Annotated in this window: 17 protein-coding genes and 1 tRNA gene; 7 read left to right on the top strand and 11 right to left on the bottom strand. The window is 64.3% G+C overall.

Annotated features, from left to right (window positions below; genetic code table 11):
• Positions 1 to 35 precede the first annotated feature (35 nt).
• Positions 36 to 1,151, top strand: a complete 1,116-nt coding sequence (locus M2343_RS03235) for an NADH:flavin oxidoreductase (RefSeq protein ID WP_264575578.1) — start codon at positions 36 to 38, stop codon at positions 1,149 to 1,151.
• Between the two features lie 71 nt (positions 1,152 to 1,222).
• Here the strand turns inward: M2343_RS03235 and M2343_RS03240 are convergent, their stop codons facing one another.
• Complete coding sequence (locus M2343_RS03240; protein WP_264575579.1) at positions 1,223 to 1,921, bottom strand: DUF2971 domain-containing protein; 699 nt, start codon at positions 1,919 to 1,921, stop codon at positions 1,223 to 1,225.
• 393 nt (positions 1,922 to 2,314) lie between these two features.
• Positions 2,315 to 2,391, bottom strand: a tRNA-Met gene (locus M2343_RS03245).
• A gap of 141 nt (positions 2,392 to 2,532) precedes the next feature.
• Here M2343_RS03245 and M2343_RS03250 point away from each other — a divergent pair.
• Positions 2,533 to 3,765 (top strand): NAD(P)/FAD-dependent oxidoreductase, encoded by a 1,233-nt coding sequence (locus M2343_RS03250; protein ID WP_181559980.1) that lies wholly within the window; start codon positions 2,533 to 2,535, stop codon positions 3,763 to 3,765.
• On the opposite strand, the gene M2343_RS03255 is transcribed toward M2343_RS03250, so the two are convergent.
• Entirely contained in the window at positions 3,762 to 4,274 is a 513-nt protein-coding gene (locus M2343_RS03255) for a MarR family winged helix-turn-helix transcriptional regulator (RefSeq protein WP_264575580.1), read from the bottom strand. The genes M2343_RS03250 and M2343_RS03255 overlap by 4 nt on opposite strands.
• 205 nt (positions 4,275 to 4,479) lie before the next feature.
• On the opposite strand from M2343_RS03255, the gene M2343_RS03260 reads away from it, so the two are divergent.
• On the top strand, positions 4,480 to 6,861 hold the full coding sequence (locus M2343_RS03260) for a TonB-dependent receptor (RefSeq protein WP_264575581.1): 2,382 nt from the start codon (positions 4,480 to 4,482) through the stop codon (positions 6,859 to 6,861).
• An 82-nt stretch (positions 6,862 to 6,943) separates the two neighbouring features.
• Here M2343_RS03260 and M2343_RS03265 read toward each other — a convergent pair whose 3' ends face one another.
• On the bottom strand, positions 6,944 to 7,471 hold the full coding sequence (locus M2343_RS03265; RefSeq protein ID WP_264575582.1) for a 2'-5' RNA ligase family protein: 528 nt from the start codon (positions 7,469 to 7,471) through the stop codon (positions 6,944 to 6,946).
• A 53-nt stretch (positions 7,472 to 7,524) separates the two neighbouring features.
• Here M2343_RS03265 and M2343_RS03270 point away from each other — a divergent pair, with 53 nt between their 5' ends.
• Positions 7,525 to 7,962, top strand: coding sequence for a sugar transporter (locus tag M2343_RS03270; protein WP_264575583.1), 438 nt, complete (start codon positions 7,525 to 7,527; stop codon positions 7,960 to 7,962).
• 7 nt (positions 7,963 to 7,969) lie between these two features.
• Here M2343_RS03270 and mltG read toward each other — a convergent pair whose 3' ends face one another.
• The 3 genes from mltG to M2343_RS03285 form a co-directional block, all read right to left on the bottom strand.
• Positions 7,970 to 8,941: an endolytic transglycosylase MltG gene (gene mltG / locus M2343_RS03275; protein ID WP_264575584.1), complete on the bottom strand. Its 972-nt coding sequence runs from the start codon at positions 8,939 to 8,941 to the stop codon at positions 7,970 to 7,972.
• Positions 8,942 to 8,949: 8 nt separating this feature from the next.
• On the bottom strand, positions 8,950 to 10,209 hold the full coding sequence (gene fabF / locus M2343_RS03280) for a beta-ketoacyl-ACP synthase II (RefSeq protein WP_264575585.1): 1,260 nt from the start codon (positions 10,207 to 10,209) through the stop codon (positions 8,950 to 8,952).
• Positions 10,210 to 10,379: 170 nt separating this feature from the next.
• The gene (locus M2343_RS03285; protein WP_181559973.1) at positions 10,380 to 10,613 is read right to left on the bottom strand and encodes an acyl carrier protein; all 234 of its coding nucleotides are present in this window, start codon (positions 10,611 to 10,613) and stop codon (positions 10,380 to 10,382) included.
• A 249-nt stretch (positions 10,614 to 10,862) separates the two neighbouring features.
• Between M2343_RS03285 and gor the strand changes: the two genes are divergently transcribed.
• The gene (gene gor, locus M2343_RS03290; RefSeq protein WP_264575586.1) at positions 10,863 to 12,206 is read left to right on the top strand and encodes a glutathione-disulfide reductase; all 1,344 of its coding nucleotides are present in this window, start codon (positions 10,863 to 10,865) and stop codon (positions 12,204 to 12,206) included.
• A gap of 21 nt (positions 12,207 to 12,227) precedes the next feature.
• On the opposite strand, the gene M2343_RS03295 is transcribed toward gor, so the two are convergent.
• Positions 12,228 to 13,601: a helix-turn-helix domain-containing protein gene (locus M2343_RS03295; protein WP_264603859.1), complete on the bottom strand. Its 1,374-nt coding sequence runs from the start codon at positions 13,599 to 13,601 to the stop codon at positions 12,228 to 12,230.
• Positions 13,602 to 13,927: 326 nt separating this feature from the next.
• On the opposite strand from M2343_RS03295, the gene M2343_RS03300 reads away from it, so the two are divergent.
• The gene (locus M2343_RS03300) at positions 13,928 to 14,701 is read left to right on the top strand and encodes an enoyl-CoA hydratase-related protein (protein WP_264575588.1); all 774 of its coding nucleotides are present in this window, start codon (positions 13,928 to 13,930) and stop codon (positions 14,699 to 14,701) included.
• Between the two features lie 237 nt (positions 14,702 to 14,938).
• A complete protein-coding gene (locus M2343_RS03305) occupies positions 14,939 to 17,371 on the top strand; it encodes a putative bifunctional diguanylate cyclase/phosphodiesterase (RefSeq protein WP_264575589.1) in 2,433 nt (810 codons plus the stop codon).
• On the opposite strand, the gene M2343_RS03310 is transcribed toward M2343_RS03305, so the two are convergent.
• The 3 genes from M2343_RS03310 to M2343_RS03320 are packed head-to-tail and all read right to left on the bottom strand — an operon-like array spanning position 17,344 to position 22,985.
• Positions 17,344 to 18,771 (bottom strand): efflux transporter outer membrane subunit, encoded by a 1,428-nt coding sequence (locus M2343_RS03310; RefSeq protein WP_264575590.1) that lies wholly within the window; start codon positions 18,769 to 18,771, stop codon positions 17,344 to 17,346. The two genes, M2343_RS03305 and M2343_RS03310, sit on opposite strands and share 28 nt — an antisense overlap.
• 1 nt (position 18,772) lies before the next feature.
• A complete protein-coding gene (locus M2343_RS03315; RefSeq protein WP_264575591.1) occupies positions 18,773 to 21,922 on the bottom strand; it encodes an efflux RND transporter permease subunit in 3,150 nt (1,049 codons plus the stop codon).
• A 16-nt stretch (positions 21,923 to 21,938) separates the two neighbouring features.
• Positions 21,939 to 22,985 (bottom strand): efflux RND transporter periplasmic adaptor subunit, encoded by a 1,047-nt coding sequence (locus M2343_RS03320; protein ID WP_264575592.1) that lies wholly within the window; start codon positions 22,983 to 22,985, stop codon positions 21,939 to 21,941.
• Between the last annotated feature and the right edge of the window lie 105 nt (positions 22,986 to 23,090).

The following is a 23,090-nucleotide window of genomic DNA, read 5'->3' on the forward strand; positions in this document are numbered from 1 at the left end:
CCGACGACCCACTCTGAACCCTGGAGTTACCGGCTATGCCTGGCATTGGCGACGTACTTTTTCGGCCTTTTAAGTTCAAATCGCTTTCCCTCCCCAATCGTATCGTGATGGCGCCGATGACGCGGGCGAAGGCCCCCGGCGGCATCCCTGGCCAGCCCAATGCGGACTATTACCGGCGGCGGGCCGAGGGCGGGGCAGGGCTCATCCTCTCCGAAGGCACGGTGATCGACCGGCCAGCCTCGCGCAACGATCCGGGCATTCCCTTCTTCCATGGTGAGGCGGCGCTTGCCGGCTGGGCGGGAGTGATCGAGGCGGTCCATGCCGCCGGCGGGCGGATGGGGCCGCAGCTCTGGCATACCGGCTCGACTCGCACCGGTAGCGGCTGGGAGCCGGACGCTCCGGTGGAAAGCCCCTCCGGCCTACTCGCGCCCGGCGAACCGCGCGGCGTCGCGATGACCGAGGAGGATATCGCCGATACCGTGGCGGCCTTTGCCAGGGCGGCGGCTGACGCCAAGCGGCTCGGCTTCGATACCATCGAGATCCACGGCGCCCATGGCTATCTGATCGATCAGTTCTTCTGGTCCGGCACCAATGTTCGCGAGGATCGATATGGCGGATCTACCATCCGCGAGCGGGCGCGCTTTGCCGGCGAGGTGGTCGCCGCCATTCGCGCGGCCGTCGGGCCAGATTTCCCGGTGATTCTGCGCGTCAGCCAGTGGAAGCAGCAGGATTATTCCGCCCGGCTGGCCGCGACGCCTGCCGAGATGGAGGATTGGCTGCAGCCGCTGGTGGATGCCGGCGTCGATATCCTCCACTGCTCGCAGCGCCGCTTCTGGGAGCCTGAATTCCCGGAGATCGACGGCGAGGCCGGCCTCAATTTTGCCGGCTGGGCCAAGAAGCTAACCGGCGCGCCGACGATCAGCGTCGGGTCCGTGGGCCTCTCCGGCGAGTTTCTGGCGGCTTTCGGCGGTGAAAGCTCGACAAGCGTGGAGCTCAATCGCCTCATCGAGCGGATGGAGCGCGACGAATTCGACCTCATCGCCGTAGGCCGCGCGCTGATCAGCGATCCGCAATGGCCCCGCAAGGTGCAGCAGCAGGACTGGAGCGACCTCAAGGGCTTCAGCCCTGCAGACCTTCAGGAACTCGTCTGAGCAAGGGGAGGGCGCGCCAGGTCTACGGCGCGCTCTTCCGGTCGCGAACAAGGCGTGGCCGGCGGTCGCAACTACACTGCTTCATCCTGCAAATTTATACGGAGCTCGTACCGGCGATTATCAAGCTCGGCTTGATAAAGGCTCACCGGCTTTCGGCTTTCCTTGACCCAGCTCGCGATCTCTCGCTTGAGGTCATCTGACGTCGCTGCTCCAAAAATAATCCCGTCGAGAAACTCCGGCCTGAAATGATAAACCCCTGGGCCGTCATGGAAATTCACGAGGCGCCATTCCTGTTCGTAGCTCCAAGGCTCCGGCTTTATCAGGAGGGTCTTTCTTATGAGCTCGTCATTCTCGTATTTTGCGACATTTACGATCGGGCGGTCTTGAGAATATTCCACTTTCAGGGGTGCCCAGTGCGGAGTCTCAAGCTGCGCAGTCCTAAATCTCAGGGCGATACCCTTATGGCTTTCGGCATAGTGGCCCCACATTAGCAGGTGATCGTTGCGCTCGCTAAAGCAGCAAACTCCATAGGTTCGCCGAGTTTCTTCGACGCGTTCACGAAGGCCATCGATCAATTCATCGCGGTTCTCAAGTCGGGATTTTGCTAGCCGCTTGATCTCCCACCTCGCCATGTCTGGAAAGTTCCGCCGAAGAGTTTCCCGCAGTTTCAGTGTCATTTCTCTCGCGGTGCCCGAAAAGTCGGGCACCGGTGCGCAATCGAAAGGGTCATTGAACGTGTTGGGTGCGGCCCAGTACATGCGCCGGTTCACGATGATGTCCCTCGTGAAATCCTTCTGAGCGCCGCTCAGGCCCCTGTATCTATATAGATGGGCTGGGGGTAATTCAGCGCTCACGGCGCAAGGTGCGCTTTACATGCCGCAAACAACTCCGCATCCCTGCGTCCGTCTATCATCAGCTTCCCATGGATATCTATCACCGCCTGGATATTCTCGCGCGCTCTTGCGACCCCATCAACAAGTCGGTGTAGCCTGTCGTTGATGGAGATTTTCATGGCCACTTAGCCATCCCGTCGCTCGACTCACGCGGTCGCATCTTGCGGGAAGACGAAGCGAAAGTGAAGAAAACGCGCGGAAATGGAGGAAGTGGGCTAATTGATCGCGAAAATCGATGCACTTCGCCGAAAGGCCCTGAGACGACGAAAATGGTAGCGGAGGAGGGACTCGAACCCCCGACACGCGGATTATGATTCCGCTGCTCTAACCGGCTGAGCTACTCCGCCCCAAGGGCTTGCTGCCGCCTTGCGGCGTCAGGCCGGCGCGCTATACGCAGGCGAAATCGGATGGTCAATGGTTGACCGTTCGATTGCGGCACCTTCGTTTCTCTGGCAAGGCCGCGGGGTAATTTGCATTGGGGAGATGACGTGCAGCATTTCGACTGCTTGATCGTGGGGGGAGGCCATGCCGGTGCGCAGGCGGCGATCCTGCTTCGCCAGCTCAAATATGAGGGGTCCGTGGGCCTGATCGGCGATGAGCCGGAATTTCCTTATGAGCGTCCGCCGCTGTCCAAGGACTATCTGGCCGGCGAAAAGACCTTCGAGCGCATCCTGCTGCGCCCGGCCAATTTCTGGACGGATCAGGCGATTTCGCTGTTCCTCGGGGAACGGGTCAAGACGATCGATCCGGTCGCGCATCAGGTGGTCACAGCCAAGGGTACGGAATTTTCCTATGGCAAGCTGATCTGGGCGGGCGGTGGCTCGGCCCGGCGGCTGTCCTGTCCGGGCTCGACGGCGAGCGGCCTGTTCACCGTGCGGTCGCGCGCCGATGTCGATGGGTTGATGGCCATTCTGCCCACGGCGGAGCGGTTCGCCATCGTCGGCGGCGGCTATATCGGCCTTGAAGCGGCGGCAGTGCTGAGCAAGCTCGGCAAGCAGGTCACGCTTCTGGAGGCGCAGGAGCGGCTGCTGGCGCGCGTTGCCGGGCCGGAACTGTCCGACTTTTTCGCGCAGGAACATCGCGCCCATGGTGTGGACGTGCGCCTCTCGGCCTCGGTGGATGCCATCGAGACCGGTGATCAGGGGCAGGCCACCGGCGTTCGGTTGGCCGATGGCGAGGTGATCCCGGCTGATGCGGTGATCGTCGGTATCGGCATTGTGCCGGAGACCGGGCCGCTGATTCTCGCGGGGGCGAGCGGCGGCAACGGCGTAGATGTCGATCAATATTGCGAGACCTCGCTGCCTGACGTCTACGCGATCGGCGATTGCGCCGCGCATGAGAACCGCTTTGCGGCGGGGCGCCGGATGCGGCTCGAATCGGTGCAGAATGCCAATGATCAGGCTCGCACGGCCGTGCAGCATATCATGGGCAACCCCGCTCCCTACGAGGCGGTGCCGTGGTTCTGGTCCAACCAATATGATCTGCGCTTGCAGACCATCGGCCTGTCGCTGGATTTCGACGAGTGCATCGTGCGCGGCGATCCGGCTTCGCGCAGCTTCTCGGTCGTCTATCTGCGGCAGGGGCATGTCATCGCGCTCGACTGCGTCAACCGCACCAAGGATTATGTGCAGGGCCGCGCCCATGTCGTCGCCGGGAGCCGCCTGGACCGGGCGCAACTGGCGGATGGCGAAATTCCGTTGAAAGAGGTCGGCGTCGCCTAGCGGCTGACGTCGGGTGCGTCCGAGGGGGACAAGCCCTCGGCGCCCACGGGCCTGATCTTGCGCAGCAGATCGATCAGCAGCTCTTGCTCCTGTGTATCGAGATGCGCCAGAAGCTGGGTTTCGTGGCGGTGGATGCGTGCGGCGGCCTCGGTGAAGGCGGCGGCGCCCTTGTCCGTCAGCGTGAGGGAAAACGCCCTGCGGTCCGCTGTCGAAGGCCGGCGCGTCACGAAATCGAGCGCGACGAGCTGATTGACCAGCGTCACCATATTGGTGCGCTTGATGCCGAGCGCTGTGCCCACCCGGCCCTGGCTGATGCCGGGATTGGCGGAGACGACCGACAACACAGCAAAGAGCACTTGCCGCATGTCGCTATCGGCAAAGGTGCGGGAGAAGTCGGCAGACATTACCGCGAAGGCGCGGCGAAGATGATAGCCGGCCAGATCGCCCAGAAGACCGAGCGAGAGAGCATCGGATGGTTCGGCAGACTGGTCTATGGCTCCCCTCCTCATGCTTGCGGTCCCCTCATGGCTGAGGGTTGCCGCCCGAAAATCATTTCCAAGCTAACGGTGTGTTGCGCGTATATCACAGCCCCGCACTGATTGTTATGTCGCATTGCTAGTTGCGCATGGTGGGCTTATTTTCCCGGCCAGGTCAATGCCCTGCGGGGCACGCGCGGCATCGCTGCGCCGGCCAAGAAACCACAGGGAGGATATCATGAAAGCCCCATTTCTCATTGGCGCAGCGCTCGGCGCGCTGATCTCCACGCCGCTCTTGGCCCAGGATACGGCCGCGACCCAGACGCCCCAGGCGATGGATACGGAATCGGAAGCCGGCACGATCATCGTGACCGCGCGTCGCCGGGCCGAATCCCTGCAAGATACGCCTGTCGCGATCTCCGCCTTCGATGCGCAGGTGCTCGAAGATCGCCAGATCAACCAGACGTCCGATCTCGAGACGATCACACCCAACCTCCAGTTCAAGACAGCCGGCCAGCTCTCCGGCAACTCCGCCGCGACGGTGGTGTTCATCCGCGGCATCGGCCAGCTGGATCCCACAGCGGCGGTCGATCCGGGCGTGGGCATCTATCTGGATGAAGTCTATGTCGGCCGCGCTGTCGGTGGCGCCATCGACTTCGGCGATATCGCCGGCGTTGAAGTGCTGCGCGGCCCGCAGGGCACGCTCTTTGGTCGCAACACGATTGGCGGCGCCATTCTCGTGCGCACCAAGCAGCCGGAGCTGGGCCGGTTCGGCGCGGATGTGCGTCTGCGCCTTGGCTCGGACAGTCTGATGGAAGGCTTTGCCGCCCTCAACATTCCGCTGGGCGACACGTTGGCGGCGCGCGTCTCGGGCGGTTTCCGCAAGCGCGATGGCTATGTGATCCGCGAATATGATGGCATTGATCTCGGCAATGACGATAGCGCGACGCTGAATGGCGCGCTCTATTGGGAAGCCAGCCCGGACATCAAGGTGAACATCCGCGGTGACTACACCAAGCGGGACGAGAACGGTGCGCCGTTCGTCTTCGCCGGCGTGAACCGGAACGCACCGGTCGCGGCGATCGCAAGCGTGGCGGCCGGCTGCCCCGGCGCCACCATTCCGTTCGCGCCGCTCACGCCCGGCGATCCGCGCTTCGGTGCGCCGAACGTGCCGCAGATCAACGATGCTCGCTGCGCCAACAATTTCCAGGACAAGGGCCCGTTCGTCAATGGCGGCACGGCGCCGGTGCTGAGTACTTCGGAAGTCTGGGGCGTCTCGGGCACGGTCACCGCGAATGTGACCTCTAATGTCCTGCTGAAGTCGATCAGCGCCTATCGCTCCACCCAGTCGCGCGGCGTGCGCGATGCGGACAATACCCCGCTGCTGCTGATCACCACGGATGTGGGCTCGCAGTCCGACCAGTATAGCCAGGAACTCCAGCTGCAGTATGAATCGCCGGTGCTCAACGGCATCATCGGTGGCTATTACTTCAATGAGAAGACCAACGAGCGGGCGACCGTGCCGCTGGCCTTCCCGCCGTCGCCGCCGGTCATCGGGTCCCTGCTGGCAGGCGGCCCCGGCTCGCGCGACCTGCAGGTTTCTGATCTGGAAACGGATTCCATCGCGGTATTCGGCGAGCTTTCGGTGAAGCCGATCCAGAATCTCGAGATTTCTGGCGGTTTGCGCTACACGCGGGACAAGAAGAAATATCACGGCATCGTGTTCAACCTGTTCCCAGCCACGCTGCCGGACCCGGATCCGCTGCCGACGCTGGCGATCCCGCAGGGTGGCCCGCTGTTCATCTATCCGGGCCCCTATTCGCAGAGCTTCTCTGCGCTGACCGGCTCGGCGAGCGTGCGCTATTCGTGGACGCGCAATGTCAGCACCTACATTTCCTACTCGCGCAGCTTCAAGTCGGGCGGCTTCAACACCCGCTACAATGCGGCGCCTCCGGGCAATGTGCCGACGCCGTTCGACGAGGAGAAGGTGGATAGCTACGAGATCGGCGCCAAGTTCGATTTCGGCGATTTCCGCTTCAACGCGGCGGCTTTCCAGGCGGATTACAGCAATATCCAGCTGATCTTCCGTCAGGGCGTCGTGCCGCTGCTATTCAACGGCGGCAAGGCGCGTATTCGCGGGCTTGAAGGCGAGCTGAGCTATCATCCGCGCGCTTACGGCCTGCGGATCGACATCGCGGCGAGCACGCTCAACGATGAGATCCTGAGCATCACGCCTGTTCCGGGCGCGACTGCGACGGTTCAGCCGGGCGATGACCTGCCGTTCACGCCCTCCTTCCAGGGCAATTTCGGCATCGGTTATGAGATCCCGCTCAACGATGACGTGACGCTGACACCCCGCTTCGATGGCAATTACAGCGCCAGCCTCAAGTTCATCACCGGCAGCGTGCCGGAGATCGAGCAGGACGGCTATTTCGTCGGCAATGCCTCCGTCACGCTCGCCAACAAGGCGACCGGTTGGAAGCTGACCGGTGGCGTGCAGAACCTGTTCGACGAGCTGTATCTGGTGCAGGGCAATGCGTCGCTCGGCACGCTCGGCTATGCCGAGAAGATCTACGCACGTCCGCGCAGCTGGTATGTGCAGGCGTCGATCTCGTTCTGATTGTGACGGAACGGCCGGCAAGGCCCGGCTGATGCAGCGGCCCGCTTCGTGATGAAGCGGGCCGTTTCGTTTGTGACGACGATCAGCGACGAAAGCGGTGCTGGCTCAGGGCAGACCAGGGGCCGCCTTCATAAACCCATACCGCAAGGCCGGCGATGACGAGAGGGGCAGGGCGGATCTGTGCCCGCAACAGCGCCAGCGTCTCCTTCGCGACGGAGGGAGCGACCTTGTTCTGGACCGTGATGTGAAGGCGCTTGAGTGTGCGGTCCTGCGGGATGAGGTGCCGCTCAAACCGCTCGGCGATCATGGCGCGTATGTCGAGAAGCCCGTCACTCTCCACCGCCAGCGCGACAAGGCCGCCTGACCCGAACGGCTCGCCCAGACTGGCCGGAGGTGGGGGACGATCGACCAGTCCCTTCAGCATCGTCCGTAGTTCGGTATGCAGGGACGGCGGGAGATGGTGGAACAAGGTGATGTGGGCGGGCACCTGATTGCGAGCGGCAGGATAATGGGTCTGACGCAGCCCGTCGGCCCAGGCTTGGTCCGCGCTCCTCAACTGAGCGGTGACGATGAGGGGACCGCGGGGCAGTTCGAGGACAGTTTGCGTCATATCAGAACCGGGCTAAAATGGCCGTGCAACAAGCCATGGGGAAGGGGTGTGTGATGACAGGTGTGGGGGACCATCGCGGCCGGAGCAGGTCGCGGATTCCGGCTATTCTGTTTCTGATATGGACCCTGATCGGCATTGCCGCCTTCATTGTTCAATCGACCGCCAATCTCGAAGAGCTGGCGATGGCCGATCCATATCAGGCGGAGATCTGGGCGAATATGCCGCGCTGGGCCTGGCTGAGCTACGGCGTGGCCGTTGCCGCCGCGTTTGCCGGCGCCGTTGCCCTTCTGGCACGGCGCGCCGCCGCCGTCTGGTTCTCGCTCATCGCGCTGATCGCCATATTGGTCCAGTTCAGCTACTCCTTCCTCGGCACCGATCTGCTGGCGGTCAAGGGCGCGAGTGCGGCGCTGTTCCCGGCCTTCATCGTGCTGATTGCGCTGCTGCAACTGGGCTATGCGCTGCGGTTGCGCGGCAGAGGTCTGCTGCGCTGAGTGAGGCTCACATTTCGCCGCGTTGACGGCGGATGTCATACCATTTGCGCACATTCGTATTATGCTCGGCCAGCGTCTCCGCGAAGATATGCCCGCCCTTGCCATCAGCCACGAAGTAGCGCGCGTTCGTTGCCGCCGGCCGCAGCACGGCCTCGATGGAACTGCGTCCCGGATTGGCGATCGGCCCCTTGGGCAGGCCGATCATTGCGTAGGTATTGTAGTCGTTCACCGCGCGGATCTCCAACTGGAGGATGCGGCGGCCAAGCGGCTTACCCTTGGTGATCGGGTAGATGATCGTGGGGTCGGCCTGCAGCATCATACCCTCGCGCAGGCGATTGGCGTAGACACCGGCCACCGTCGGCCGCTCGGCGGGGATGGAGGTTTCCTTCTCCACGATGCTGGCCAGGGTGACGGCCTGCTCAGGTGTCTTGACTGGCGTTGCAGCCGAGCGCTTGGGCCACTGCGCGGCAACGAAGCTCGTCATCGCGGCCTGCATCCGCCCAAGCACCGCCGCGCGTGTCTCGCCCTTCTGGTAGCCATAGCTGTCCGGCATTACCGAGCCTTCCTCGGGCACGGGAATGTCTCCGGTCAGCTCGGTATTGGCCATCAGCCGCTCATGCACCAGGATGGAGGGCATGCCTTCAGGGATGGTGACGAGGTGGACGAGAGTCTTGCCGCTCTGCAGGATGCCCAGAATGTCGGCGCTGCTCGCCCGCCGGGGAATGCGATATTCGCCCGCCTTGATCGATCCATCGCCGCCCAGCAACCGCGCGCGGGCAAGGAAGGCGGTGGCGGAACCGATGGCGCCTTGCGCCTCCAGCTCGTCGGCCGCCTTGCGCAGTGTCGCGCCTTCGGGAACGATGATCGTCGCATCGGCCTCAAGCGGGCCGGGCCTCGACCAGCCATGGACGAAGAGAAGCGCCGCAACGGCCAATCCGGCCAGCAGCAGAGCAGCGACCGTGAGGACGATGCGGCGCATTGCGGCCGTCAGAGAGCCTTGAGCACAAGGCTGGCGTTGGTGCCGCCAAAGCCGAAGCTGTTGTTGAGCACGGCCTTGACCTTCCGCTGCTTTGCCGTGTGCGGAACGAGGTCGACACCCTGGCAGCTGTCGCTGGGATCATCCAGGTTGAGCGTGGGCGGCACGATCTGGTCGCGCATCGCCAGGATGCAGAAGATCGTCTCGACCGCGCCGGCACCGCCGAGCAGATGCCCGATGGCCGACTTGGTGGACGACATCGACATCGTCTCCAGCGCCGGGCCGAACAGCCGCCGCACCGCGCCAAGCTCCAGCTCGTCGCCGAGCGGGGTGGAGGTGCCGTGGGCGTTCACATAGTCGATGTCGGCAAGCGAAAGCCCGGACCTGCGCATGGCCATTTCCATCGCACGATAGGCGCCTGAGCCTTCCGGATGAGGTGCCGTCACATGATAGGCGTCGCCCGAGAGGCCGTAGCCAACGATTTCCGCATAGATTTTCGCGCCGCGCGCCTTGGCGTGCTCATATTCCTCGAGCACGACCACGCCGGCCCCTTCACCCATGACAAAGCCGTCGCGGGCCTGATCCCACGGGCGGCTGGCGCGCCAGGGTTCGTCGCGAAATTCGGTCGACAGCGCGCGCGCCTGACCGAAACCAGCAATACCGATGGGGCAGATGGCGCTTTCCGCGCCGCCAGCGAGCATCACATCGGCATCATCGAGCGCGATCATGCGCGCAGCGTCGCCAATTGAGTGAACGCCCGTCGCGCAGGCCGTAACGACGGCGTGATTAGGGCCCATCAGGCCGTATTTGATTGAGACCTGACCGGAGATCAGGTTGATCAGGCGACCGTGGACGAAGTGGGGCGAGACCCGCTTGGGCCCCTTATGCTCCAGCACCAGCGATTCGCTCTCGATGCCCGGCAGACCGCCAATGCCCGAGCCGATCGAACAGCCGGTGCGCAGACGCTCGGCTTCGCTCATCTCGGTCAGGCCGGCATCTTCTATGGCCTGGCCGGCCGCGTCGATGCCATAGACGATGAACGGATCGACCTGACGCTGGACCTTGTGGTCCACGCGCTTGTTCGGGTCGAAGCCGAATTCATGATCCGGGGCCTTCACTTCGCAGGCGTAATTGGTGTGGAAATCGGTCGCGTCGAAACGGGTGATCGTTTCCGCGCCCGACCGGCTGGCAATGATGTTCTTCCAGCTTGTCTCCACGTCGCCGCCAAGGGGCGAAACCATGCCGAGACCTGTTACGACGACACGACGCATATCACTCTCCTGATCCAGTCACCCGGCCAGTTGCCCGGAACGCCAGGCGCTGATCAAACACGAACGGCCCTCCCATGGCGAGTCAAACCCGCAACCGGAGAGCCGTATCCATGTGTATTCACTGGCCGGTGCATGTCCGCGACGAGGCCGCGAACCGGGCTCCCGCTATCTTACTGCTTGCCGTCGATGAAATCGATCGCGTCCTTGACGGTGGCGATCTTCTCGGCTGCATCGTCGGGGATTTCGACGCCGAACTCTTCCTCAAAAGCCATGACGAGCTCGACGATGTCGAGGCTGTCAGCGCCCAGATCGTCGATGAAGCTCGCGTCTTCGGTCACCTTGTCCGCCTCGACGCCGAGGTGCTCGACGACGATCTTCTTCACGCGATCCGCGGTCTCACTCATGAGAGGTCCTTTGCTTTACTTTGGTCTTCAATCTGGAGATGCCCTAGAGCCTAGGGCGGGGCGTGACAAGAGGCTAGCGATAGCGGGCGTAATTGCCCCGTGCGCGGCGCCTTTCCGTCCACTCACAGCGTTGCGCGGCGCCGGAAGACGTAGCGAATCTGGTGGCGCCCCTCGCAAAATTGCTTTGCGCGCGGTGCGCTCACGCCCATATGCGCGGACACGATCAAGATAATCCGAGGATCTCCCCTGATGAGCGACTATGACTTCGACCTGTTCGTAATCGGCGCCGGATCAGGCGGCGTGCGGGCATCGCGCATTGCAGCGGCGCATGGTGCCAAGGTCGCCGTGGCGGAGGAGCACAAGGTCGGGGGGACATGCGTGATCCGGGGCTGCGTGCCCAAGAAGCTGCTCGTCTACGGCGCGCATTTCGCCGAGGACATCAAGGACGCCCGCCGTTTCGGTTGGGATATTTCCGACTGCCGCTTCGACTGGCCGACCCTGCGCGACAATGTGATCGGGGAGGTTTCCCGGCTCGAAGGGCTCTATCAGCAGACGCTCGACAATAACAAAGTGGCGACCTTCCATGAGCGCGCAACGGTGGAGGGGCCTCATGAGGTGCGGCTGGCCAGCGGCAAGCTGGTGACCGCCAAGGTCATCCTCATCGCGGTCGGCGCCTGGCCGAATGTGCCCGATGTGCCCGGCGCGGAGCTGGGGATCACCTCCAACGAGGTCTTCCATCTGGAAAAGATGCCCAAGCGCGTCGCGATCTTCGGCGGTGGTTATATCGCCAACGAGTTCGCCGGCATTTTCCAGGAGTTCGCCTGTCAGGTCACGGTGGTGCTGCGCGGCGACCAGATCCTGCGCGGCTATGACGAGCAAATTCGCGACCGGCTGCTGCAGATCAGCATGGCCAAGGGCATCAACTTCCGCTTCAACGCCCCGCTGGAAAAGATCGAGAAGCAGGAGGATGGCTCCCTCAAGGTCTTCATCGAGGGTGGCGATCCGATCGAGACCGATCTGGTGCTGTTCGCCACCGGCCGCAATCCCAAGATCGACGGGCTGGGCCTGGACAAGGTTGGCGTGGAAACGGTGAAGGGCGCGATCAAGGTCGACGAATATAGCCGCACCAACGTCGAGAGCATCTACGCAGTTGGCGACGTGACCGACCGGGTGCAGCTCACCCCGGTTGCGATCCGGGAAGGCCATGCCTTTGCCGACACCGTGTTCGGCGGCAATCCGCGGACGGTGGATTATGGCTGCATTCCATCCGCCGTATTCAGCCATCCGCCGATCGGCGCGGTCGGCATGACCGAGGGCGAGGCACGCAACACGCTGGGCGCGGTCAAGGTCTACACCTCCGACTTCCGGCCGATGAAGAACACGCTGGCCAATCGCAACGAGCGTAGCCTTTACAAGCTGATTTGCGAGGAAACGACCGGGCGGGTGGTCGGCATCCATATGATCGGCCCGGATGCGCCCGAGATTCTGCAGGCTGCGGCTATCGCGGTGAAGGCGGGCCTGACCAAGGACGATTTCGACGCCACCGTCGCGCTGCATCCGAGCATGGCGGAAGAGCTGGTGCTGATGCGCTGAAGGTTCAGGCCGGCACGCCCTTCAGCCGATGCTGTAGGGAATGATGTGCCGGCCATCCCGCTCGACATGGATCGGGCGGTCGATGGGCGGGAAGGCGCGCTGCGGGCAGCCCTCGCGCGGACACAGGCGACAGCCCGGCCCGATGGGGGTGACTGCGGTATCGTCGGCGAGGTCCAGCGTGTCAGCCCAGGCGAGATGGGCGGCATAGTCGCGTTCGCAGGCGAGCACGATGGCGTGGCGGCGGTCCGGCCGTGCGATGGCGCGAGCGAGCAGGATATAGTGCACGCCATCGGGCATTTCCGCGCGCTCCGCACCGCTATAATCAGCACGGGTCGGGGCCTCGTGCAGCCTCAGGCGGGGGCAGAGCGGGCCATAGCTGCCAAAGTCCAGCCGCGTGGCGCTATGCCGCTTGGTGATGTTGCCGGCCGGATCAATGCGACAGAAGAAGAAGGGAATGCCGCGCTGGCCCGGTCGCTGTAGCGTGGCGAGCCGATGCGCGACCTGCTCGATGCTCACGCCGAACCAGTCCGCCAGCGCATCCACATCATGGCGGAGCGTCCGGGCCGTCTCGCGGAACAGGCCATAAGGCATGAGCAAGGCGGCAGCGCCATAATTGACGAGCGCGTGATGCAGCAGGGCATCGGCAGGCGCGCCGACCGGATGCTGGGCGATGACGGCGCGCATCGTGGGATCGGCCAGCTCGCGCAAATGCACGATATGACTGGCGAGCTGGAAGGCGACGCTTGCGGCGGGCAGGCGATCATTGACGTGCAAGGTCCGGCCATCGGGGGAGGGCGCGCGCAACAGCGTGGTCTTGAGTGGTTCGCGACTGACGGTGCAATCATGCTCGTCGCGCAGTGCCGCGCTGAGCGCCGCTAAGGTGCCTTCCGCATCGGAGCGCGCGCCGATGCTGAGCTGCGTGGCGAGATCCTCGGCGGCGGTGTCCAGATCATGGAAATAATTGTCGAACAGCCGCAGCCGATCGCTCACCTGATCGAAAGTCGCGCGTGCGCCCGGCAGCAGGCCGTTACCAAGCGCCTGTTCGGCCATGGCCAGCCGACCTTCGGTCTGTCGGAGCGCGTGATGCAACTCGACATAGCGCGCTGCAAATTCGGGGTATTGAACATGCAGCCGCTCGGTCCGCTCGGGATCGGGAGGCGGTGAGCGATGGCCGGGATTGGCGAGCGCCCAGTTGAAGGCGCCGAGCAACTGCTCCTCAGGCCGGGCATCGAAATCGGACCAGTCGAGCGGAAAGGCCGCCGCCAGCGCGGCCTTTACCCGTGCGGTCAGGGGACGGTCGTTATTCTCCAGTTGCGAGAGATAGGAGACGGAGATGCCCAGCAGCCGCGCCATGTCCGCCTGATCGAGCCGGCTCTGCAGACGCAGGTCGCGCACTTTCTGGCCAACGAACAATCTGTTTCCGCGTGGCAAGGACTGTCTCCGGGGTACGAGTCGGGGTGAGGGATCGCCGCACTGGCCGGGACAGTGGGCACGATCCGCAAATTTTTCATCCGCGGGTTAGCGCCTGTGCCGATAAACCAGGACGTCCTTCAAGACGCCCGCACCGTAGCGGAACCAGCTCATTTCGCAATTCCGCAAATTGCTGCTCGTGTTTGCCGATCCATACTCGCTCTGGCGCGACGCTTGCCGCGCGCGGGTACGATGCTAGCCTGCGCCCAGTCAGAACAGCGGTCGGCAACCGCGCCGCAAGGGAGGATCGATTGAGCGAGATCGTGCTGTCCACGCTGGACGATGGGGTGCTGACCCTTGCCCTTAACCGCCCCGAGCGGCTCAATGCCCTTTCCACCGGCCTGCTGGCAGACCTGACCCGCAAGCTCGATGAGGGCGTGCGTGCAGGTGCGCGGGCCGTGTTGATCACCGGGACGGGCAGGGCGTTCTGCTCCGGCGCGGATCTGGCCGATAGCGAAGGCATCGGCGCCGATCTCGGGGAGACCCTGGCGACCTATTACCATCCTCTGTTCCTCCGGTTGGCCGGCCTCGATATCCCGGTGGTGAGCGCGATCAACGGACCGGCTGTCGGCGCTGGCGTCGCCTTGGCGCTGGCCGCCGACATCGTGGTGATGGCGCGCTCTGCCTATCTGCAGCTTGGCTTCGTGAATATCGGGCTCGTGCCCGATGCTGGCGCGACATGGCTGGTCGCGAAGAGCGCCGGGCGCGCCAAGGCGCTGGAATTGGCGCTTCTTGGTGAGCCGATGAGCGCTCAGGAGGCGCAGGACGCCGGACTGGTCGCCCGCGTGACCGACGACGAGAGGCTCGGCGAAACCGCACGCGGTCTTGCCCTCAAACTCGCGCAGGGGCCGACCCGCGCCATCGGCATGATCCGCAAGCAGGTCGCTGCCGCACTCAATCACAGCCTGTCGGAGACGATGGGCATCGAAGCCGCCAATCAGGCAGCGGCCGGCCACAGCGCGGATTTTCAGGAGGGCGTCGCGGCCTTTCTGGAGAAGCGGGTGCCGCGCTTCCAGGGGGATTGAGCGAGAAACGCTACGGAATTCGGCTCGTCGGTCGAGCCGAAAAATGCGATTTTTCTTTGCGTCATCTTTCCTGGTTTGTGAGCACCATTTGATCGATCTGACGATAGCCCGTTCGTTTCGTCCTGTGGCAACGTTTTACTAACCTTTGAACGCTTAGCACTCTCCTAAACTCAGAGACGATTGGACGGCGTGGAGAGCTTTTACCATCTGGTCGTGGTTGATCAGCAGATTCGGGGCATGCTGATCATTGTGGCGATTTGCGGGTCTGGCATTTTAACGGCCACGGCCATTCTCGGTCATACGTTCAACATGAAATCGCAGAGCATACGTCGGGCCTGGCTTGTGATGGCGGGGCTGGTGACAGGCGTTTCCTTTTCAGCGATCCTGCTGACAGGGGTTGCGGCCTTGGGTGCGCGTGCCGGAACGACTACCGGGCCTGACATGGATCGTATCATCGTCGAAGGCGTGGCCAGTCTGCTCTTCATGACCGCCCTTGTTCTGGCCTGGCGTGGATTGATGGGTGGCAGTGCGGCATCGGCGGATGACGGCCAGCTTGCCGAGGCGCTCGATGAACTAGCCCATGTGCAAGCGCATCATCGCGCCTATGTCGAGCTCAATCCCCAGATCGCCTGGATGGCCGATGCGGATGGACGCATCACCGAAATTGGCCCACTTTGGGCTGAACAGGTGGGCCTCGATCTAGAGGCCGGGCTAGGATATGGATGGACGCAGGCCGTTCATCCTGATGACCTTCCGACCGTTCAGGCCTTATGGGCGGACGTTGTCAAAAATCAGTCGGATGCCGCCGATGTCCGCTATCGCATTCGCATGGCGAACGGGATGTACCGCTGGTACCGGGCGCGCGCACGGCCTCACCGGGGTGAAGATGGCAAAGTCCTCGCCTGGTATGGCACGCTGGAAGACATCCACGACCATGTGATCGCCGAAACCGCGCTCAGGCAGAGCGAGGAGCGCTACCGCCTGGCGGCGGAAGCTGGGAACGACGTCATATGGGACTGCTCCCTGCCAACCGGCATCACGACCTGGAGCGGGGCGTACAAAAAAGTCCTGGGCTATCCGGAACTGGATCAAGCCACGCATTTCGATTGGTGGATCGAGCGTATTCACCCCGATGACCGGGAGCGGGTCCTCGCCAACCAGAGGCGGGCCCTGGAGAGTGGCCAGAAGTTCTGGCTCGAGGAGTTTCGGTTTCGCACGGCCAAAGGGACGTTCATCGATACCAAGGCGCGAAGTGTCATCGTGCGCGGCGACAAGGGCGTAGCAGTCCGGCTTGTCGGATCGATACTGGATATCACCAAGCAGAAGCAGGCCCAGGCCGAACTGAATTGGGCCGCGTATCACGACCATCTCACTAGGCTTCCGAACCGGGCGCTCTTCGGCGTTCGTATTCAGGCCGCGATCGACGCGGCATGTGATTCCGGTGATCCGGTGGCGCTCATGATCCTGGATCTCAATGGATTCAAGGAAATGAACGATTCGCTCGGCCATGCCGCAGGCGACCGGGTGTTGGTGGAGGTCGCTCGGCGCCTGTCCTCCTGTATCCCCGAGGGGGCGACAGCGGCTCGGCTGGGCGGCGACGAGTTTGCAATCATCTTGCCTGGCCTGTCTGCGGCGGACGAATATCGCCCGGTAGCGGACGCCTTGAAGCGCTGCTTTGAAGTGCCGGTGCAGATCGAAGAACTGCGCATTCCGGTCAGCTTTTCCGTCGGTGTCGCTGTCTGGCCGCGCGATGGCTTTGAGCCCGGGGACCTCCTGATCGCGGCTGACCTTGCTCTCTATGCAGCCAAGGCCGACATGCCCGGCTCCGTCCGGGAGTTCTCCCCGTCCCTCAAGGTAGCATCCGAGAGGCGAACCCGCATGCTCGTCATGGCGCGCGCAGGGTTGGACGAGGACCGCATCGTGCCGTTCTACCAACCCAAGGTGAACCTCCAGACCGGGCAGATCGACGGCTGGGAAGCGCTGTTGCGGGTGGCCGAGAACAGCCAGGTTCTGCCGCCTGCGGCCATCGAGGCGGCGTTCTCGGATGCCGAAATGTCGGTGCGGCTGACCGACCGGATGATCTGCGGCATCTTTGCGGACATTGCGCGCTGGCGGGCCGATGGGCTGGAGCCGGGGCGGATCGCGGTCAACGTGTCCGCGGGCGACTTTCGCGCGCCGAGTTTGCCGGCCCGTCTGGAAGATGCCGCCCGGGCCCATCGGCAGGGTCTGGCCCAGATCGACATCGAAGTGACGGAGACTGTGCTCATCGGGCAATTGGGGCCAGAAGTCGCGCGGATGCTCGAGGAGCTGCGCGGCCTTGGAGTGATGGTCGCACTGGATGATTTCGGCACGGGCTATGCTTCGCTCAGCCATCTCCAGCAATTTCCGGTCGACGTGATCAAGATTGACAAGTCGTTCATCGACCGGATCGAGGACAGCACCCCCGGCGCGACGGCCGTTATCGACGCCGTGTTGCAGATGGCCCGGCGCCTGGGGATGCAGACGGTCGCGGAAGGCGTCGAAACCATCGCGCAGGCCCGCTATCTCCGCGCGCGGGGCTGCACGCTGGGGCAGGGCTTCTTGTTCAGTAAGCCGGTTCCGGCGTCACAGGTGCCCTCACTGCTGCGAGGGAAAGCCTATGGTCACTGGGAGTTCGGCGGCGTCGGCTGACTGGCAGTCGGCGCGGTCGGCTCATCGCCCCCGCCCAGTGCACGGTAGAGGCCGGCGGCACTGGAGAGCTCCTGACGCCGCAATTCCAGCAGCGCGAGCCGCGCAGCATAATCGCTACGCTGCGCGTCGAGCAGTTCCAGCCGGGCATCGACCCCGGCCTGATAGCGCAGGCGGGAAAGCTCGGCACGCCGCGCGGCCGACTGGGCCACGCCCCGCTGGGCTTCGATCTGGTGGGTATAGGTCTCCCGCCCGGCCAGCCCGTCTGCGACCTCGCGGAACGCTGACTGAATGGCCTTTTCGTAGTTTGCGATGGCGATCGACTTGCGAACCTTCGCCAGATCGAGCTGGCCCTGCAAACTGCCGCCGTTGAAGATCGATTGGGTGATCTGCGGCGTGAACGACCAGTTGCGGTTTGCGCTATCGAACAGGCTGTCCAGCGCCATGCTGGTGAAGCCGAACAGACCCGTGAGCGAAATACGCGGGAAGAAGGCAGCACGCGCCGCGCCGACATCGGCATCGGAGGCGACCAGTTCATGCTCGGCCTGACGGATGTCCGGCCGGCTGGCAAGCAAGGCTGAGGGCAGGCCGACCGGCAGCTGGGTGCGGATTGGCTGGTCCATGAGCGCGATGGGTGCGGGCAGGTCGGCGGGCAGGGGCGCCCCGACCAGCAATTGCAGCGCATTGCGCGCCTCGGCCAGCATCCGCGTGCGCATCGCCTGATCGGCCTGGGCCTGGCTCACCTGTCCCTCTGCCTGCGCAACATCCAGCCCGCTGACCTGCCGCGCCTGCTGGAGACGGCGAGTGATCGCCAGCGAATCCTGCCAATCGCCCAGCGTGCGGTCGGTGAGGGCAAGCTGCTCCTCGGCGAGCCGTTCGGCCAGATAGGCATCGACGATCGACCCGATCAGCGCGATGCGCGCGGCACGGCGGCCTTCGTCGGTGGCGAGATAGCGCTCGAATGCGGCCTCGCTCTGCGAGCGGAGGCGACCGAACAGATCGATCTCAAAGCTGGTCAGCGCGGCATTGGCGGAGAACTGGCTGAACTCCGCCCCAGCGCCGGTTTGGGACGTTGCCGCAGAGACACGTTGCCGGGAATAAGCCGCGCTGGCATCCAGCGTCGGCAGTTGCGCGCCCCTTGCGACGCGGAACTGCGCGCGGGCAGCCTCGACGTTGAGCGTGGCGACGCGCAGATCGCGATTATTCTCCAGCGCCAGCTCGATGAGCCGCTGCAAGCGCGGATCGCCAAACATCTCGCGCCAGTCCAGTGCCGCGGCACTGGCTGCCTCTTCGGGAGAGGCGAGCGGGTAGACCGGCGCAACCGGGGCAGGCGGTGTTTCCAGCCGCGGGTTCATCGAGCAGGCGCTGGTCAGCAGCAGCGCCGCGAGGGCAAATTTACGCATCTCAATTCTCCGATGCGGGGTAGGCGGCGGGCGTCTGCGATGAACCATCGACATGCTTCTTGCGCTTTTGCCGCTCAACCAGCTTCATCACCACCACGAAGAAGACGGGGACGAAGAAGATCGCGAGAATGGTGGCACTGATCATGCCGCCGAAGACGCCGGTGCCGATGGCCCGCTGGGTTTCCTTGCTCGCACCGCCCGCCAGCATCAGCGGAACGACGCCAAGCGTGAAGGCGAAGCTGGTCATCAGGATCGGCCGCAAGCGCAGGCGCGCGGCGTGCAAAGCGGCGTCGACGGCAGACATGCCGTTATCATAAGCGTGCTTGGCAAACTCCACGATCAGGATCGCGTTCTTGGCGCTGAGGCCGATGATCGTGATCAGGCCCACGTTGAAGAACACATCATTGGGCATGCTGCGCAGGGTGACCGCCAGCACAGCGCCGAGCACGCCGAGCGGGACGACCAGCATCACCGCCGCCGGGATTGCCCAGCTTTCGTACAGCGCAGCCAGCACCAGGAAGACGACCAGCATCGAGAGGCCCAGCAACAGGATCGCCTGATTGCCGGCGAGCACTTCCTGAAGCGACTGACCGGTCCATTCGATGGCGAAGCCGGGCGGTAGCTGGCTCGCAAGGCGCTCCATCTCCGCCATGGCCTCGCCGCTGGAGTGGCCGGGCGCGGGCTGGCCGGCAATGCGCATGGCGGGATAGCCATTATAGCGCACCAGCTGCAGCGGCATGGTCTCCCAGCGCGGCGTGACCAGCTCCGAGAGCGGGACCGTGTTTCCGGCCGCGTTTCGGACATACAGCTTGAGCACATCCTCAAGGTTCATGCGGAAGGGGGCATCCGCCTGCACGATGACCTGCTGCATGCGGCCATTATTGGGGAAGTCGTTGACATAGGCCGAGCCCATGGCCCCGCTCAGCGTGGAGGTGATGGACTCGAAGGGCACGCCCATGGCCTGCGCCTTCTGGCGGTCGATCACCATCTCGACGCTGGTGCCGGGCATCAAGCCTTCCGGATAGACGCCGGCAAGGGCCGGGTTTTTCGCGGCCATGCCGAGCAGTTGGAACTGCGCGGCCATCAGGGCATCGAACCCACGGCCCGAGCGGTCCTCAAGGCGCGCGGAGAAGCCGCCGGTGGTACCGAGGCCATCGATGGAGGGCGGGATGAGGCTCATCACGAGCCCTTCGCGCACGCCGGCACCGGTGGCCTGATTTGCCGCGCCGGCCTCGCCAAATGCGGTCGCGCCGTCACGCTCGCTCCAATCCTTGAGCATCGTGAAGCCAAGGCCGACATTGGCGCCCGCGCCGGAGAAGCCCCAGCCCAGCACAGAGATGGTATCGGCGATGCCGGCGCGCTGCGCGGTGTGCTTCTCGAAGACTTCCAGCGCTTCCAGCGTCCGGCCGGACGTCGCGTCCGAGGGGAGCTGGAAGACGGTCATGAAATAGCCCTGGTCTTCATCGGGCAGGAACGAGGATGGCAGGTTTGTATAGCCGACGATCATCAGCACCACGATAACCGCGAAGCTCGCCATCATCCGCGCGCTGCGCTTCAGGGCGCGCGTCACCCAATTGTGGTAGCCGTGCGTCATCGTGTCGAACTTGCGGTCGAACCAGCCGAAGAAGCCCTTCTTGGTTTCATGGCCAGTGACCGGCTTGAGCAATGTCGCACAGAGCGCTGGCGTCAGGCTCAGGGCAAGGAAGGCCGAGAACAGGATGGAGACCGCCATGGAGATGGTGAACTGCCGGTAGATCGCGCCGACCGAGCCGCTGTAGAATGCCATTGGCACGAACACGGCGGTGAGGACGAGGCTGATGCCGATGATCGCGCCCGTGATCTCGCCCATGGCCTTGCGTGTGGCTTCCTTGGGCGGCAGCCCTTCCTCGGCCATGATGCGCTCGACATTCTCGACCACCACGATGGCGTCGTCGACGATGATGCCGATGGCGAGGACCATGCCGAACATAGTCAGCACGTTTACGGAATAGCCGGCCAGCATCATCACCGCGCAGGTGCCGAGCAGGGCGATCGGCGCGACGACGGCGGGAATGATGGTGTAGCGGAACTTCTGGAGGAAGACGAACATCACCAGGAAGACGAGCACCATCGCCTCGACCAGCGTCTCGATGACCTTCTCGATCGAGATCTTCACATAAGGCGCGGTGTCGAACGGAATGCGGTATGACATGCCGCTGGGCATGGCCCGCGCCAACTCGACCATGCGCTCATGCACGCGGGCGGAGGTGGAGACCGCATTGGCGCCGGGCGCGAGCTGGATGGCCATCAAGGCGACGGGCTTGCCATTGAGGCGAGTCTGGAACCAGTAGGACGCGGAACCAAGGTCGACGCGGGCGACATCGCCCAGCTTGAGGGCGGAGCCGTCGGTCCCGGCGCGCAGCACGATCTCGCGGAACTGCTCGGGGGTTTTCAGTTGGCCCTCGACGGTGATCGGAACCTTGACGCGCTGGCCTTCGGCAATCGGCTCGCCGCCCAGCACGCCGGGCGAAACCGGTGTGTTCTGCGCCGCAATCGCCGCCGTGATATCGCTCATCGCAATGTCGTAGGACGCCAGCTTTGCTGGATCGACCCAGATGCGCATCGCGCGCTCGGCGCCGAACAGCTGGACACGGCCGACGCCGGGGAGGCGCTTGAGCTCCTCGACAACATAGCGCGCGGCATAATCCGACAGTTCCTCGAGGTTCTGCTGGCCGTTGGACGATTCCAGGCTCACCAGATTGAGGAAGTTGCGATTGGCGGAATCGACCTGGATGCCGAGCTGGCGGACGATCTGCGGCAGGCGCGGCTCGGCGGCCTTGAGCCGGTTCTGCACGTCGACCTGCGCCAGTTCCGGGTTGGTCCCCGGCTGGAAGGTGGCGGTGATCGTGGCCTGACCGGACGTATCCGTCGAGCTTTCGAAGTACAGCAGGTTGCGCACGCTTGAGAGTTCGCGCTCGATCAGGCTGACGACGCTGTCATTCAGCGTCTGCGGCGTGGCACCGGGATAGGTCGCCGTGATCTCGACGCTTGGCGGCGCGATGCTCGGATAGCGCTCCAGCGACAGGCGCGGGATGGCGATGACGCCCGCAAGGATGATCGCGATGGCGACCACCCAGGCGAAAACGGGCCGATCGATGAAGAAACGGGGCATGGGTTCGCTTTCGTCTTCAGCGCGCGGCCGCGGGCGCGGCGGGCTTGGCGGCGGCGGCAGGGCGCCATGGCTTGGCCGAAACGGTGGCGCCGGGCTGGACCCGGTCCTGGCCTTCGACAATCACGGTTTCACCAGCCTTGATGCCCTGCGTGATCAGGACGTTTCCGTCGCGCACATCCCCGGTCTGCACCGGCCGCAGCTCGACCTTGCCGTCTTTCCCGACGATCCGGACGCTGGCCTGACCGGCGGGATCGCGCAGCACGGCCTGTTGTGGCAGGGTCAGCGCATTGGGAAGGACCATGCGGGGCAGACGCGCACGCACGAACATGCCGGGCAGCAGCGCCCGCGTGGGATTGGGCACCTCGACCCGGGCGATCACTTCGCCCGTGCCGGGATCGACGCTGATGCCGGAGAAGAGCAGGCGTCCGGTCGCCGCATAGGGCTTGCCCTCGGACGAGAGGATCTCCACGGGCGCGCCCTGGGCGGAATTGCCGGCACGCGCCGCCTCGCGCAGCGTTTCGAGGCGGGCGGCCGGCTGACGCACGTCCACATAGACGCGGTCAATCTGTTGGACGGTGGCGAGCGGTTCTGCGCCGCCGACGGCGGCGAGGGCGCCCTCGGTCACCATGGACTGGTCGATCCGGCCACTGATTGGCGAGCGGATCGTGGCGAAGCCGAGATCGACCTGCTGGCGTGCCAGCGTGGCGCGGCTCTGGGCAAGATCGGCAGCGGCCTGGTCGCGCGCGGCGACGGCATCGTCATAGGCCTGTCCGCTGATCGCATCGACCTTCACCAGCGGCGCCAGGCGCTCGGCCTGGATGCGGGCGCGGTTCAAAGCGGCCTGCGCGCGCTGCACGGCGGCCGCGGCGCTCTGCGTATCCGCCCGGAACGGGGTCGCATCGATCTGGAACAGGGGCTGGCCGGCCCGCACTTCGGAGCCCTGCTCGAACAGCCGGCGCTGGATGACGCCATTCACCTGCGGGCGGATTTCCGCCACACGGAAGGCCATCACCCGGCCCGGCAGTTCGTCCGCCACGTCGACGCGCGAGGGGGAGACCTTCACGACCGATACCTCTGGCGGCGGAGGCGAGGATGGGGTCTCACCTCCTGAGCAGGCGGACAATACAAGCGCCATCGACGCGATAACGATATAGGCGCCGGAGCGCCT

It is taken from the genome of Sphingobium sp. B8D3B, assembly GCF_025961875.1.
Taxonomy (GTDB): domain Bacteria; phylum Pseudomonadota; class Alphaproteobacteria; order Sphingomonadales; family Sphingomonadaceae; genus Sphingobium.